The sequence below is a fragment of the Aureivirga marina genome, from assembly GCF_015767265.1.
Taxonomy (GTDB): Bacteria; Bacteroidota; Bacteroidia; order Flavobacteriales; family Flavobacteriaceae; genus Aureivirga; species Aureivirga marina.
The window spans coordinates 384,661-398,733 of the sequence record NZ_JADPIB010000002.1 but is presented as its reverse complement, the minus strand read 5'-3'; the positions used below and the strand labels follow the sequence as shown (position 1 = coordinate 398,733).

Sequence of the window (14,073 nt, the reverse complement as noted above, 5' to 3'; positions counted from 1 at the left end):
ATCGTTGTAAATACTAAAAAAAGCTTGTATCATTGCAACCGAAAAAACGAAGAAATTCGGGGTGTAGCGTAGCCCGGTCATCGCGCCTCGTTTGGGACGAGGAGGTCGCAGGTTCGAATCCTGCCACCCCGACAAAAAGCCTTACTAGAAATAGTAAGGCTTTTTCTTTTTATAGACTTTCCTGTTTTGAATTCTGAATACTTTCAAAAATTATTAATTATTTTATCAAAAGACTTATATGAATTCTCAGAAAAATTGTAGATTTCCAGACCAAAAAAATGAAAATGAAAAGAATTTTAATTGTATTGCTATTAATTACATTTAAAACATTCGCACAAAAAAATGTTTCAATAGAATTTCATGATAATGCATACTATGATGTTTTTATAGGGGATGTTAATTTGACAAATTTCAAACCTTGGGAACAAGTTTTAGATTTGAAAGTGTCTCCTGATAAAAGATATTTCTTTTTTAGACATAAAGAAGATAAAGGAAAAGCTTATAAGTTGACATTATATGATTTTCAAACTCAGAAAAAAATTGCTGAAATAACTCCTGGCTTTGGTGGAAGTTTTGAATGGACAATGAATAATAAAATAATTCATAGATGGGGATGTGGTACAAATTGTGCAAATTTTAGAATGTATGATCTAAGTTTGAATGAAATATTTTTTACACTATCTAGTGGAGGATTTTTAGAAAGTCCTAAAAAAGATATTTTAGTTCAATTTGGAATGCGAGGAAAAGATTTTTGGATTTTTGATTTAAGAAGTATTCAAGAAGATCAATCTGTGAAAATTTTCCACAAAAAATTTAGTGAAAGAGATGAAATGAATATTTGGAGCTTAAAGTTTGATTCAAATTATAGTTTTTCTCTAGAAACACACGATGACGTTTCTAAAAAAGAAGTTTTGAAGTTTATTGTTGATGAACTTTCTTTCAAATATGGAAAATCAGCAGACATAAGAGAATATTACTCTAGATAAAAAAACAATTGCTAAAGAAAACCGAAACTTATTTAATTTAATATATGAAAACAATAAAAATTGTTATGTTGTTATTTCTTTCAATAACAACAACTTTTGCACAATCAAAAGATGAAAAAAAGATTATGAAAGAAGCAATGTTGCTATATAATTCTGAAAAAACATCATGGCATGGTACGGATATTTTCTTAGAAGAATATAAAGAATTAAGATCTGAATCTGGTGGATATGTTTCCTATTCAGAAGGAGGGAAACATCATTGTATTTTTTATGATAAACAAGAAATTCCAAATGTTTTGATTAGATTTTCTTTTGGAGATGATTTTGATTTGTCTAATGTGAAAATAGAAGAAGATAAACGAAAAACTACAGAAAAAGAATTAAATCTTATTGCGATTAAAACAATTGCTTTAAATAAAATAAGAACAGATACTTTGTTTAAACACTATCAAAACGCTAATTTAAATTTGGTTCCAATTATCTCTAAAAAAGAAAAAAAAGTTTATGCGATTACTGGACCTAAAGTTGGAGGGGTAGTTGTTTTAGGGAATGATTATTTGATGACTTTTAACAAAAAGAATAAACTGAAAAAGATAAAAAGTTTGCATAAAAATATTCTTATTTATGATACATCAGATCAAGAAAAAAACAAGGATGCTATGACCATGCATACACATTTAAAATCAAGTGGATACATGATTTCTCCAGTTGATATTTGTACTCTAATGTTGTATGAAGAAATTTCAGGTTGGAAACAACATATAGTAGTATCTAAAGAAAAAGTTTCTATTTTTTCAATTAAGGACAGAAATTTACTAATTATGAAGCGTAAAGCTTATGATAGAATGATGAAAAATATTAATAAAAATAAACTTTAAATCTTAAAACCATCATATAATTAATTGTATGATGGTTTTTTTATTTTTTCTATCAATTAATTAAAATTGAATTTTCTATATGGTACTTTAAAATCCTTAAAATATATACATTCTTCCGTGTTTTATATACATTAAACTTCTCCATACATTTCATTTTTGCATTATTAATTTAAATAATGTGTAAAATGAAAAAAGATATCAAGATTTATTTCTTCAGTTTTATAATTTCTCTTTGTTGTATTTCAAAAATGAATGCGCAGAAAGAAAATGTTCCCCCGAAAAAAGTCCATTATACTGCTGGATTTGGTTTCGCAACTTTTGCAGCTTACGAAGGTTCCGATGAATATTTAGTACTTCCTACTTTTGCTTTCTCTGCCAATTGGAATAAAGGGCAATACATCAGAATGTCTGTTGCAGGAATTGAAGCTAATTTACTTCCTAGTAGAAAATGGTCTTTTGGTCCAAAACTTACCTTCAGAACACCAAGAAATGAAGATTGGGTTGATAATGAAACAATCAACAAATTAGAAGATATCGATTTAGCTACTTCTGTTGGTTTGTTTACGAGATACCGATTTAAAAAATTCGATACCAATTTTGAATTTACACAAGATGTTTCTGGAGTACATGAAGGTGGAGTTGGACGTTTTGATATAGGTTATACTTGTAGAAATGGTAAATGGATTACTAGAATTTCTGCTTCTAGTTCTTTTGCAACTGAAAATTATATGTCAACTTATTTTGGAATTAATGAAGAAAATGTTGGAACAAGTAGTTTAGATTATTATTCACCTAAAGCTGGAATAAAAGATATTGGAGTTGGATTAAGAACTACCTATTTATTAAATCAAAAATGGATGCTGATTGGTTCTTTAAATTATACAAGACTTGTTGGAGATGCTGCTGATAGTCCAATTGTTGCTTTAGGAACCGAAAATCAATTTTCTGGAGCTTTGGTTGCAATTTACCGATTTTAAATAAAATTTTCTCATCTGTGATTTGTATACAACATTCCTCGATTTGTGTACGTCAATACATTGATTTCTCATCAGTTTTGTAAAAATTAATTATCAATAAAAATTTAATCATGATTAAAAAATTAAAATATTTCTGTTTTACAATACTGTTGAGTTCTTTGATTATTTCATGTAGTGATGATGATAGTGATGATTTTGTTGCTTGTACTGAAGAAACTGAAACAGGTTTTGTAACACAAGTAAATGATGAAAAATCAGATGTATATACTTCCATTGTTATTAATGCAACTCCAAATCAAGTTTGGGAGGTTTTGACAGATTTTGAAACGATGCCAGAATGGAGTTCAACTTTTAAAGGTTTAGAAGGAGATGTAAGAGATGGTGGACAAATTAATGCACTTTTTTTAACACAAGGTCAAATTATCGGATTTCCTCATGCTTTAATTTATAATGAAGGAGCAAGTTTTGGTTGGTCAGATGAAATTCTGACACTTCCTGGAATTGTCGATAATCATTTTTATACAATTGAACAATGTGGAAGTGAAGTTTTATTTATTCAAACAGATGAATTTACTGGAAATAATGAAAATGTTCCTGCATTTGGTTTGGCAAATGGTGTTTTAGAATCGTATCAGATTTTTAATAGCGAATTAAAAGTAGAAGTTGAAAGAAGATTTAATTAAAAAGAAATGAAGAAACAATTTTTTAGAATGAGTATTGCAATTTTTTCCATAATAGGAATGGTTGCATGCAGTGAAGATGATGATAATAATAATGCAGAAGAAATTATTATTGAAGAAACTTCTGTTTTTGATAATATTTCTGAAAATCCAAATGCGATTTTATTGTATCAAACAACAGCACAAGTTACAGGAGTAGAAACTTTTGGAGCAGATTTTACAGATCCATTACCTGAAGAGGGAAGAAGAGTGAATTTTTTATTTCAAGGACCTGTAGCTGGGCAAATTAATGGAATGCTTTCTGGAACAGACTATGGAACTATTTTACCAAATGGAAATGTTATTGTAGATGTTCATGGAACAATTGAAACAAATGATGGCGCAAAAATCGCTGTTAGATACAAAGGCGAAACAATTCCAAATAGTGAAACAATTTCAGATTTGACAGAAACAGGAACTTTGATCTCAAATCATCCGGATTATTCTTATTTAAATAATTTATTTATAGTAGGTGTTGGAACTTCTGATAATACAACTAATAGTTTGATAATAAGTTTATACGGTTTTGAAGAGGATCCTTTCAATGGAGAAAATCCATATCCACACCAAGAATTACCTGATTTTGAAAATTATCCTTACAATTGGGAAAATATCCAAGACAATCCGAATGCGACTTTAGTTTATGAAGCAGAAGCGCAATCTACAAATTTGGAAGGTTTTGGTTTAAATCCAGCAGATATTGTTAGTGGACAAGTAGAAATTCCAGCAGAAGGAATTCGTGTGAATGTCGATTTTGCAGGAACAACTACAGGTGAGTTAAGTGGAAATCTTACAGGAACGGATTATGTCGTTGTACTTCCAAACGGAAATCTAATTGTAGATGTTCACGGTATGATTGAAACAGAAGCAGGAGAAAAAGTTGCTTTAAAAGTGGATGGTTTATTAATCCCTTCAGAAAATCCAGGAATTGGAAATTTCTTTGAATTAGCTTCTTATACAAGTTATTTTGAAGGTTTTGAATATTTAAATGATAAATATATTATTGGTGTTGGAACTTCTGATAATATCAATAATCTTCTGACACTTCGTTTGTATCGTTTTGATGAAAATCCTTTATAAAATTTGAAATTATGAAACAATTAGCAGTTAGTTTGATTTTGTGTTTTTTATTTAATGTGCAATTTGGTTTTGCTCAAAAAACAAAAGACCCAAAAGTAATTTTAATAACAGGAACAGCTTCTGGAATGGGAAAAGCTTTTGCTGAAAAATTAATTAAAGAAGGACATATTGTTTATGGTGGCGATATTCAATATAAAAAAAATGAATATTTAAATTTTATTGGAGGTCATGCTTTAAACATGGATGTAACGAAAGATGTTGAGGTAAAAGCAGGTGTTCAAAAAGTAATAGATGAACAGGGAAAAATAGATGTTTTAATCAATAATGCAGGTTATGGTTTATTTGGTCCAGTTGAAGAGGTAACAATGGAAGATGCTTATGCACAATTCAATGTAAATTTATTTGGAATGGCGAGAGTAACCAAAGAAGTGCTTCCATATATGAGAAAGGAAAAGTCTGGACGAATTATTAATATTTCCTCTATGGGAGGAAAAATTTATACAGGACTTGGAGCTTGGTATCATGCAACAAAACATGCAGTTGAAGGTTGGAGCGATTGTTTACGTGTGGAAGTAAAAGAATTTGATATTGATGTTGTAATTGTAGAGCCAGGAATCATTAATACAAATTTTTATGCAGCAATGATGAAATATATTCAAAAATACCAGCCAAACTCTAATTACCAACATATGTATAAAAGAATGGCAGAATCTACTCCAGAGAAAATGACGGAGCCAGAAGAAATAGCTGTTATGATAAATGAAATTATAAATTCAAATAATCCTGAAACTAGATATGTAAAGGGCTTTTTAGCAGACAGGTTAATAAATTTTCGTAAACAATATGGAGATAAAGCATATGATAATCTTCTATTAAATGGGCCGCAAAGGCAGTAATTTTGTAATATTATTTGAATAAATTCTCTTTGCTTGGATTTGAAAAGATTTGAGTAAAGGGAATTTTTAATTAAAAGTTTTAAGATGCAAGTATTTATAGAATCAATTACAAAAATTCATAAAGCTTTAGGCTTAGAAAAGCCTAAAAATCCTTTAATTACCATTATTGATATGAGTGATTTTAAAGTGAAAGATGAATGGGTTGCTGTTAAATATACAAGTTCTCTTTATACAATTACTTTGAAAGATGAAAGTTGTGGAATGGAATATGGAAGAAATACTTATGATTTTCAGGAAGGTGTTATGAGTTTTATTGCACCAGAACAAGTATTTAAAATTACCACAAAACCTAATCAAAAAATTAAAGGTTGGATGTTGATTTTTCATCCAGAATTAATCCGAAATACTTCTTTGGGATTAAAGATAAACCAATTGAATTTTTTCTCTTATAATACACATGAAGCTTTACATCTTTCAGAACAAGAACAAGATACAGTTACGAATTGTATTCAAGTGATGAATGAAGAAATTAATGAAAGAATTGATAAACATAGTAATGATGTAATTATATCAAGTTTGGAGCTTTTTTTTAATTTTTGTATTCGATTTTATGAAAGACAATTTCATACTAGAGCATCTGAAAACAAAGATATTTTATCTAAAGTAGAAACTTTATTAAAGAATTATTTTTCTTCAAAAGATTTACACCAAAAAGGATTACCAACAGTTACTTATTTAGCGGATTATATGCATCTTTCTTCAGGTTATTTAAGTGATTTACTTAAAAATGAAACTGGAAAAAGTGCAAAAGAGCATATTCATTTATTTTTGATAGAAAGAGCTAAAATTATTTTATTAAATAGTAATGCTTCTGTTAGTGAAATTGCATACGATTTGGGATTTGAATATCCACAACATTTTAGTAAAATATTTAAGTCTAAAACAGGAATGAGTCCAAGTGAATTTCGAATAGCAAACTAATTTTTTCTATTATATATTAAACTTTTTATTTTTTCTAAAGTCTAAACATAGACAGTTCAAAATAATAAAAAGATGCGGTTATTTAAATTTTTACTGATTACGACAATTATCACGACTTTTTCTGTGCAGGAAATGAATGCACAACGAAAAAGAGTAGTGGTGAAAACTCCGAAAAAAACAGTTGTTAGAACAAATAAAGGTAGAACGGTAGTTTATAGAAAACCAACTCCGAATGTTCGAGTTGTTCGTACTTTACCAGAATCTACTGTTATAATTAAAAGAAATGGACATCGATATCATTATCATTCTGGAATTTATTATAGAAATATAAATGGAAGATATGTTGTTGTTTCTGCACCAAAAGGAATTCGAGTGAAAACTCTTCCAGTTGGTTACCATCGAATAATTGTCTTAGGAAAGCCGTATTTTTATTATCAAGGAACTTATTATATCCAATCAGGAAAAGAATACAAAGTTGTGGATGCTCCTAAAGAAGCTGTCATTTTTGAACTTCCAGAAGAAGCAGAGCAGGTTAGTATTGATGGGAAAAACTATTATGAATATGATGGAAAGTTGTATAAAGTAGTTACAACTCCAGAAGGAAAAGGATTTAAAGTTGTTGGAGATTTAAGGTAGAACAATTTATTATATTTTGGTTTTAATGAAAACTGGTTTAATCTTTAAGGTTAAATCAGTTTTTTTATCTAAATAAATTTGTTAAATATATTATTTTAGGTTTTAATATTTGTTAAAAAATAAGAAAATTACTAGAAGATTAATTTTTATTTATTAAATTAGATATGAGGTTGTTATGATGATGTTGTGGAATTTCAGAATGATTTGATAATTTTTTCTTTTAATTTAAAAAAAATATGAAAACTTCGTGTTTTACCGTACTACTTATAGAAGATCATCCCATCATTATAAGTGCGTATAAACAAGCCTTAAATGCTTTTACGAATCAAAATCCAAATATTACATTTTCTATTGACGTAGCTGAAAATTGTGATGTTGCTTTAAAAAAAATAAACAATTTTGAAAAGTCAAAATGTAAATTGAAATTGATAATTCTAGATATAAGAATTCCAAAATCCTCTAATTCTAAATATTTATCGGGTGAAGATTTAGGAATTTGTATTAGAGAAAGATTGCCTGAATCTAAAATAATAGTTTCTACTTCTTTAAATGACAATTACAGAGTTCATAGTATCATGCATCATGTAAATCCTGATGCTTTTTTGATTAAAAATGATTTTACTGCAAAAGATATTATAAATGCAATTAAATGTGTTTTAAATGATGAGCCATTTTTCAGTAAATCAGTTTTAAATTACTTTAGAAAACAATTTACAAACGACTTACTTTTGGATGCAACCGATAGAAATATTTTATATCATTTATCTATTGGAATAAAAACAAAAGAATTACCAAAACAAATCCCTTTATCTCTTGGAGGAATTGAAAAAAGAAAAAGACATCTTAAACAAGTTTTTGATGTTAATTCAGCAGATGATAGCGAGTTAATTTTAAAAGCTAAAGAAAAAGGATTTATATAAAGTGAAGATTAATTTTATTTGTATTTAAATGGATTCCATTAAAAAAGCCTATTTCATTTGAAATAGGCTTTTTGTTTGTGGGCGATGAGGGATTCGAACCCCCGACCCCCTCGGTGTAAACGAGGTGCTCTGAACCAACTGAGCTAATCGCCCTTTTTTATTTTATACTGTTAAAAAAGGAAAACAGTTGTGGGCGATGAGGGATTCGAACCCCCGACCCCCTCGGTGTAAACGAGGTGCTCTGAACCAACTGAGCTAATCGCCCTTTTTTTATTTTATACTGTTAAAAAGGGAAACAGTTGTGGGCGATGAGGGATTCGAACCCCCGACCCCCTCGGTGTAAACGAGGTGCTCTGAACCAACTGAGCTAATCGCCCTTTTTTTATTTTATACTGTTAAAAAAGGAAAACAGTTGTGGGCGATGAGGGATTCGAACCCCCGACCCCCTCGGTGTAAACGAGGTGCTCTGAACCAACTGAGCTAATCGCCCTTAGCGGATGCAAATATAAAACAAAAATCTAAGTAGACAAGATATTTGTTTAGATATTTTCATTTTTTTGAGAGCTATTTTGCAACCATTTTATTTACAATTAAATACAAAATACATTTTTTTAACTTTTTTCAATTGAAAAGAGATTTAGTTCAAAAAAATATTTAGTTGTTAAAAGAATTGATTCTGATTTTTAGTGTTAAAATCCTAGTTATATTTGTTGAAAATTTAAATTAAAATGAAAAATAGAATTTTAAATACTTTATTGTTTTGCTTTATTGGGTTAATTGGTTTTTCTCAGACAAAAACAGAAAATAGTTTTTTACAAATTCCCAAAAATTGGACATATGAGAAGATTGAATTTCCTTTAGGTTTTGCAACAGACATAACTTATGATGGATTTGAAGAATTACGTTTTTCTCCGGAGATGTTTAAATTAAATAAAGAGCATTATTTCACTTATATTTTTGCTTTAGTTTTAGAAGGGAATCCAGTATTTGAAGAAAAAGAATTGACAGATTTTTTAGAAAAATATTATAAAGGATTAGCGGATGCAGTTGCTAGAGGCAAAGAACAGAAAATTGATTTAAATGAAATAAAAATACGTTTAATTAATAAAGAAGGAGGGAGTTTTGTTTATGAGATTGATTTTTTAGACACATTTACAAATGGACAAAAAATTCAATTGAAAATGGAAATTGAAGTTTATACTAAAAAGAAAGAGAAAGTAGTTTTAGCTTTAGTTTCAGCAAATGAAAGTGAAAAAGTTTGGAAAGAACTTTATGGATATAAAAAGGAAATTGAAGCAAATCTACATAGATAGAAAATGTACACACATTATTATTTATTACATATTCAATTTTTAGGGTTTCGATTTCATGGTTGGCAGCCGCAGCCTAAATTGAAAACTGTACAATTAATGCTTGAAAAAACGATATGTTTTGTTTTAAAGCATGAAGAATTTAAAGTTTTAGGTTCAGGAAGAACAGATGCGATGGTTTCAGCGAATAAGTTCGCAGTGGAATTATTTTTAAAAGAAGAAATAGACACAGAAGAATTTTTAGAACAACTGAATAAATATTTACCTTCGGATTTAAAATTGTTGACAATTGAAAAAGTTTCGAAGGAATTTAATATTATTCAGAATTCGAAAGTGAAAGAATATATTTATTTGTTTTCACATAAAGAAAAAGCACATCCATTTAGTGCACCTTTCGTGACAACTTTTGTAGAAGAATTGGATATTTCTTTGATGAAAGAAGGAGCGAAATTATTTAAAGGGGAACATTTCTTTCATAAATATTGTACAAAACCAAGTCCAGAAACTAATTTTCAGAGAGAAATTTTAGAAAGTTGTATTGAAGAAAATACGATTTATCAAGCTAATTTTTTTCCTAAAGAAAGTTATGTATTTCGAATAAAAAGTAAAGGATTTTTACGTTATCAAGTTCGATTAATTATGGGAATGTTGTTTGAATTAGGACGAGGAAATGTGAGCTTGGAAGAAATAGAAGCATCTTTAAAAGAAACAAATGATCGAAAGTCACTTCGATATATTGCGCCAAATTCGGGATTATCACTTCATGATATAGAATTTTTATAAAAATTAATTTACTAAATAAAATTAGTCATGTGTTTTATTTTAAGTAAATTCGGCACGTTTAAAACTTTTGAAAAAAAATATTTAGAATCATAATATGTCAGAATTCGTTAATAACAAAAAAATATTAGTAACAGGTGGGGCTGGATTTATTGGTTCCAATTTGTGTGATGCATTATTAGCTTTAAACAATAAGGTAGTTTGTTTAGATAATTTTGCAACAGGAAAAAGAGAAAATTTAGAGCATTTAAAGGATAATGAGAATTTTACTTTAATAGAAGGAGACATTCGAAATTTAGAAGATTGTCAGAAAGCAGTTGAAGGAGTAGATTTTGTTTTACATCAAGCAGCTTTAGGTTCTGTGCCAAGGTCTATTAAAGATCCGATTACGAGTAATGATGTAAATGTTTCTGGATTTTTAAATATGTTAGTTGCTTGTAGGGATGCAGGAGTAAAGCGTTTTGTGTATGCAGCAAGTTCTTCAACATATGGAGATTCAAAAGAATTACCAAAAGTAGAAGAAAGAATTGGAAGACCATTATCGCCTTATGCAGTAACAAAATTTGTTAACGAATTATATGCAGATGTATTTGGAAAAACATATGGATTACCAACAATTGGATTACGATATTTCAATGTTTTTGGAAGAAGACAAGATCCAAATGGAGCTTATGCGGCAGTAATTCCAAAGTTTGTTTCACAGTTTATGCGTTTAGAATCTCCAACAATTAATGGAGATGGAGAATATTCAAGAGATTTTACATACATCGACAATGTTGTGCAGATGAATTTACGTGCATTGAGCACAGAAAATGAAGCTGCTCTAAATCAGGTATATAATGTTGCGTTTGGACAAAGAGCGACTTTAAATGATTTAGTTAGAAGTTTAAAAGCGAATTTATCAGAAAAAAATTCCGAAATTGCAGATGTAAAAGTAATTCATGGACCAAATAGAGTTGGAGATATTCCACATTCTTTGGCAAGTATTGATAAAGCTAAAGAATTATTAGGTTATGATCCTAAATACTCTTTACAAGATGGACTAAAAGAAGCAGTTCATTGGTATTGGGAAAATTTAAAATAAAAAATTAGAGAGAAATGAATATAACAGTTGTTGGTTCAGGTTATGTAGGATTGGTGACAGGAGCATGTTTTTCTGAGATGGGAAATAATGTGGTGTGCATTGATGTAAATGAAGAAAAAATAGAAAAGTTAGAGAATGGAATCATCCCTATTTTTGAGCCAGGATTGGAAACATTAGTTAAAAATAGTGTTGAGATAGGAACTCTAAAGTTTTCTACATCTTTAGAGGAAAATCTTAATAATTCAGAAATTGTTTTTATCGCTGTTGGAACTCCAATGGGAGAAGATGGTTCTGCAGATTTACAATATGTTTTGGCAGTTGCTGAGCAAATTGGAAAATCAATGACAAAAGAATTGATTGTTGTAGATAAGTCGACAGTTCCAGTTGGAACAGGAGATAAAGTAAAAGCAACAATTCAAAAAGAATTAGATAAAAGAGGAGAAAATATTCCATTTCATATTGTTTCTAATCCAGAATTCTTAAAAGAAGGAGCAGCTTTACAAGATTTTATGAAGCCAGATAGAGTAGTTATCGGAGCTGATTCAGATTATGCTTTTTCAAGAATGAAAGAACTTTATGCACCATTTATTCATAATTCAGATCGATTTATCACAATGGATATTCGTTCTGCTGAAATGACTAAATATGCAGCAAATGCGATGTTGGCGACGAAAATTTCATTTATGAATGAAATTGCAAATATTTGTGAATTATTGGATGCAGATGTAAATAAAGTAAGAGTTGGAATCGGTTCAGATAGAAGAATTGGTTACAGTTTTATTTATCCAGGATGTGGATACGGGGGATCTTGTTTTCCAAAAGATGTAAAAGCTTTACAAAAGACTGCTGCTGAATATGGTTATGAAACAAATGTGATCAGTGCTGTAGAAAAAGTGAATAATCAGCAAAAATTAGTAATTGCAGAGAAAGTTAAGAATCGATTTGGAGAAGATTTAACAGGAAAAACATTTGCAATTTGGGGATTGTCATTTAAGCCAGCAACAGATGATATGCGTGAGGCACCTGCGATTTATGTAATTAAAGAATTAGTAAAAAGAGGAGCGAAAGTACAGGCATATGATCCAAAAGCAATTGAAGAAGCAAAATCACATTATTTAAAAGGAGTTGAAGGAGTTATATATTCTGAAACAAAGTATGAAGTATTGAAAGGAGCGGATGCTTTGATCTTATTAACAGAATGGAAAGAATTCAGATCGCCTGATTTTATGGAAATTAAGAATCAATTAAATTATCCTGTGATTTTTGATGGAAGAAATCAATACAATGCGTTTCATATTGAAGAAAAAGGCTTTGAATACCATCAAATAGGTAAGAGAGTTACGATGAAATAAATAAAATACTGATAGTTAATTCTTTAAAATAATTCAAGAATCCTTGTTTCTAGGTTATAATAATAACTGGAAACAGGGATTTTTTTTAATAGTTTCAAAAAATGTAGAAAAAAATAATTGTGAATAGAAATTAATAGTAATTTAGCACGCGTTAAAACATAATAAGATAGGAATTTATATGGAAAATAATAATATAAAAATTGCAATTATTGGGTTGGGATATGTAGGTTTACCATTAGCTAGATTATTCGCAACTAAATATTCAGTAATTGGGTTTGATATCAATGAGGAAAGAGTGCAAGAATTGAATTCTGGAGTAGATAGTACTTTAGAAGTAGAAAATGATTTATTACAAGAAGTTCTTAAGCAAGAGAATTCAGATGAAATAGGTCTTTTTTGTACAAATAATTCAGAAGCTTTACAAGATTGTAACTATTATATTATTACTGTTCCAACTCCTGTTGATAAAAATAATCGTCCTATTTTAACACCTTTATATAAAGCAAGTGAATCTGTTGCAAAATATTTAAAGAAGGATGATATCGTTATTTACGAATCAACAGTATATCCAGGGGTAACAGAAGATGAATGTATTCCTATTTTAGAAAAATTTTCTGGATTAAAATTTAACGAAGATTTTTATGCAGGTTATTCGCCAGAAAGAATTAATCCAGGAGATAAAAAGCATACAGTAGAAAAGATTTTAAAAGTAACTTCGGGGTCTACTCCAGAAATTGGAAAAAAAGTAGATGATTTATACAAAGCTGTAATTACAGCAGGAACACATTTAGCTCCGACAATTAAAGTTGCTGAGGCTGCAAAAGTAATTGAAAACTCACAGAGAGATATCAATATTGCTTTTGTAAATGAATTGGCAAAAATCTTTAATTTATTAGAAATTAATACACATGATGTCTTGGAAGCAGCAGGAACAAAATGGAATTTTTTACCATTTAAACCTGGATTAGTAGGAGGACATTGTATTGGTGTTGATCCATATTATTTAGCACAAAAAGCACAAGAAGTTGGTTACCATCCAGAGATCATTCTTGCAGGAAGAAGAATGAATGATAGTATGGGGCAATATGTTGCTTCAGAAGTCGTTAAACTAATGCTTCACAATGATTTAAAGGTAAAAGGAAGCGATATTCTTGTTTTAGGAATTACTTTTAAAGAAAACTGTCCAGATGTTCGAAATACAAAAGCTGTAGATGTTGTAAATGAATTAAAATCATATGGAGCTTCTATTGATATTTATGATCCTTGGGCGAATCCAGAAGAAGTGATGCATGAATATAAATTGGAAAGTTTTAAAGATATTCCAAACAAAAAATACGAAGTTATAGTGTTAACCGTTGCACATGATTCTTACAAAGATTTAGATTTAAATTCTTTAAAGAAAGAGGGTGGTGTTGTTTATGACGTGAAGAATACATTATCTATAGAAGGGATAAAGAAAAATTTATAAATAATA

General features: G+C 29.3%; 14 protein-coding genes and 5 tRNA genes. 15 read left to right on the top strand and 4 right to left on the bottom strand.

The window, feature by feature from the left end:
- Positions 1-57 precede the first annotated feature (57 nt).
- The 10 genes from I1A51_RS05955 (at position 58) to I1A51_RS05910 (ending at position 8,073) form a co-directional block, all read left to right on the top strand.
- A tRNA-Pro gene (locus tag I1A51_RS05955) sits at positions 58-132 on the top strand.
- A gap of 152 nt (positions 133-284) precedes the next feature.
- Positions 285-986 (top strand): hypothetical protein, encoded by a 702-nt coding sequence (locus tag I1A51_RS05950; RefSeq protein WP_196892050.1) that lies wholly within the window; start codon positions 285-287, stop codon positions 984-986.
- A gap of 44 nt (positions 987-1,030) precedes the next feature.
- Positions 1,031-1,864, top strand: coding sequence for a hypothetical protein (locus I1A51_RS05945; protein WP_196892049.1), 834 nt, complete (start codon positions 1,031-1,033; stop codon positions 1,862-1,864).
- A 185-nt stretch (positions 1,865-2,049) separates the two neighbouring features.
- Complete coding sequence (locus tag I1A51_RS05940) at positions 2,050-2,841, top strand: MipA/OmpV family protein (RefSeq protein WP_196892047.1); 792 nt, start codon at positions 2,050-2,052, stop codon at positions 2,839-2,841.
- 110 nt (positions 2,842-2,951) lie between these two features.
- Complete coding sequence (locus I1A51_RS05935; protein ID WP_196892045.1) at positions 2,952-3,524, top strand: SRPBCC family protein; 573 nt, start codon at positions 2,952-2,954, stop codon at positions 3,522-3,524.
- 6 nt (positions 3,525-3,530) lie between these two features.
- Positions 3,531-4,640 carry a DUF3237 family protein gene (locus I1A51_RS05930; RefSeq protein ID WP_196892043.1) on the top strand — a complete coding sequence of 370 codons (1,110 nt, stop codon included), beginning with the start codon at positions 3,531-3,533 and terminating at the stop codon, positions 4,638-4,640.
- Positions 4,641-4,651: 11 nt separating this feature from the next.
- Positions 4,652-5,536, top strand: a complete 885-nt coding sequence (locus I1A51_RS05925; RefSeq protein WP_196892041.1) for an oxidoreductase — start codon at positions 4,652-4,654, stop codon at positions 5,534-5,536.
- A gap of 84 nt (positions 5,537-5,620) precedes the next feature.
- Complete coding sequence (locus I1A51_RS05920; protein ID WP_196892039.1) at positions 5,621-6,517, top strand: helix-turn-helix domain-containing protein; 897 nt, start codon at positions 5,621-5,623, stop codon at positions 6,515-6,517.
- Between the two features lie 72 nt (positions 6,518-6,589).
- Positions 6,590-7,153: a DUF6515 family protein gene (locus I1A51_RS05915; RefSeq protein ID WP_196892037.1), complete on the top strand. Its 564-nt coding sequence runs from the start codon at positions 6,590-6,592 to the stop codon at positions 7,151-7,153.
- A 236-nt stretch (positions 7,154-7,389) separates the two neighbouring features.
- A complete protein-coding gene (locus I1A51_RS05910; protein WP_196892035.1) occupies positions 7,390-8,073 on the top strand; it encodes a response regulator in 684 nt (227 codons plus the stop codon).
- A 78-nt stretch (positions 8,074-8,151) separates the two neighbouring features.
- On the opposite strand, the gene I1A51_RS05905 is transcribed toward I1A51_RS05910, so the two are convergent.
- The 4 genes from I1A51_RS05905 to I1A51_RS05890 form a co-directional block, all read right to left on the bottom strand.
- A tRNA-Val gene (locus I1A51_RS05905) sits at positions 8,152-8,226 on the bottom strand.
- A gap of 37 nt (positions 8,227-8,263) precedes the next feature.
- Positions 8,264-8,338 (bottom strand) — tRNA-Val (locus tag I1A51_RS05900).
- A gap of 37 nt (positions 8,339-8,375) precedes the next feature.
- A tRNA-Val gene (locus I1A51_RS05895) sits at positions 8,376-8,450 on the bottom strand.
- 38 nt (positions 8,451-8,488) lie between these two features.
- A tRNA-Val gene (locus I1A51_RS05890) sits at positions 8,489-8,563 on the bottom strand.
- Between the two features lie 238 nt (positions 8,564-8,801).
- Between I1A51_RS05890 and I1A51_RS05885 the strand changes: the two genes are divergently transcribed.
- The 5 genes from I1A51_RS05885 (at position 8,802) to I1A51_RS05865 (ending at position 14,067) form a co-directional block, all read left to right on the top strand.
- Positions 8,802-9,386 carry a hypothetical protein gene (locus I1A51_RS05885; RefSeq protein WP_196892034.1) on the top strand — a complete coding sequence of 195 codons (585 nt, stop codon included), beginning with the start codon at positions 8,802-8,804 and terminating at the stop codon, positions 9,384-9,386.
- Positions 9,387-9,389: 3 nt separating this feature from the next.
- A complete protein-coding gene (gene truA / locus I1A51_RS05880) occupies positions 9,390-10,166 on the top strand; it encodes a tRNA pseudouridine(38-40) synthase TruA (RefSeq protein WP_196892032.1) in 777 nt (258 codons plus the stop codon).
- A 94-nt stretch (positions 10,167-10,260) separates the two neighbouring features.
- On the top strand, positions 10,261-11,247 hold the full coding sequence (locus tag I1A51_RS05875; RefSeq protein WP_196892030.1) for an SDR family oxidoreductase: 987 nt from the start codon (positions 10,261-10,263) through the stop codon (positions 11,245-11,247).
- 14 nt (positions 11,248-11,261) lie between these two features.
- On the top strand, positions 11,262-12,599 hold the full coding sequence (locus tag I1A51_RS05870) for a UDP-glucose dehydrogenase family protein (RefSeq protein ID WP_196892028.1): 1,338 nt from the start codon (positions 11,262-11,264) through the stop codon (positions 12,597-12,599).
- 178 nt (positions 12,600-12,777) lie between these two features.
- On the top strand, positions 12,778-14,067 hold the full coding sequence (locus I1A51_RS05865; protein WP_196892026.1) for a nucleotide sugar dehydrogenase: 1,290 nt from the start codon (positions 12,778-12,780) through the stop codon (positions 14,065-14,067).
- Positions 14,068-14,073: the final 6 nt, after the last annotated feature.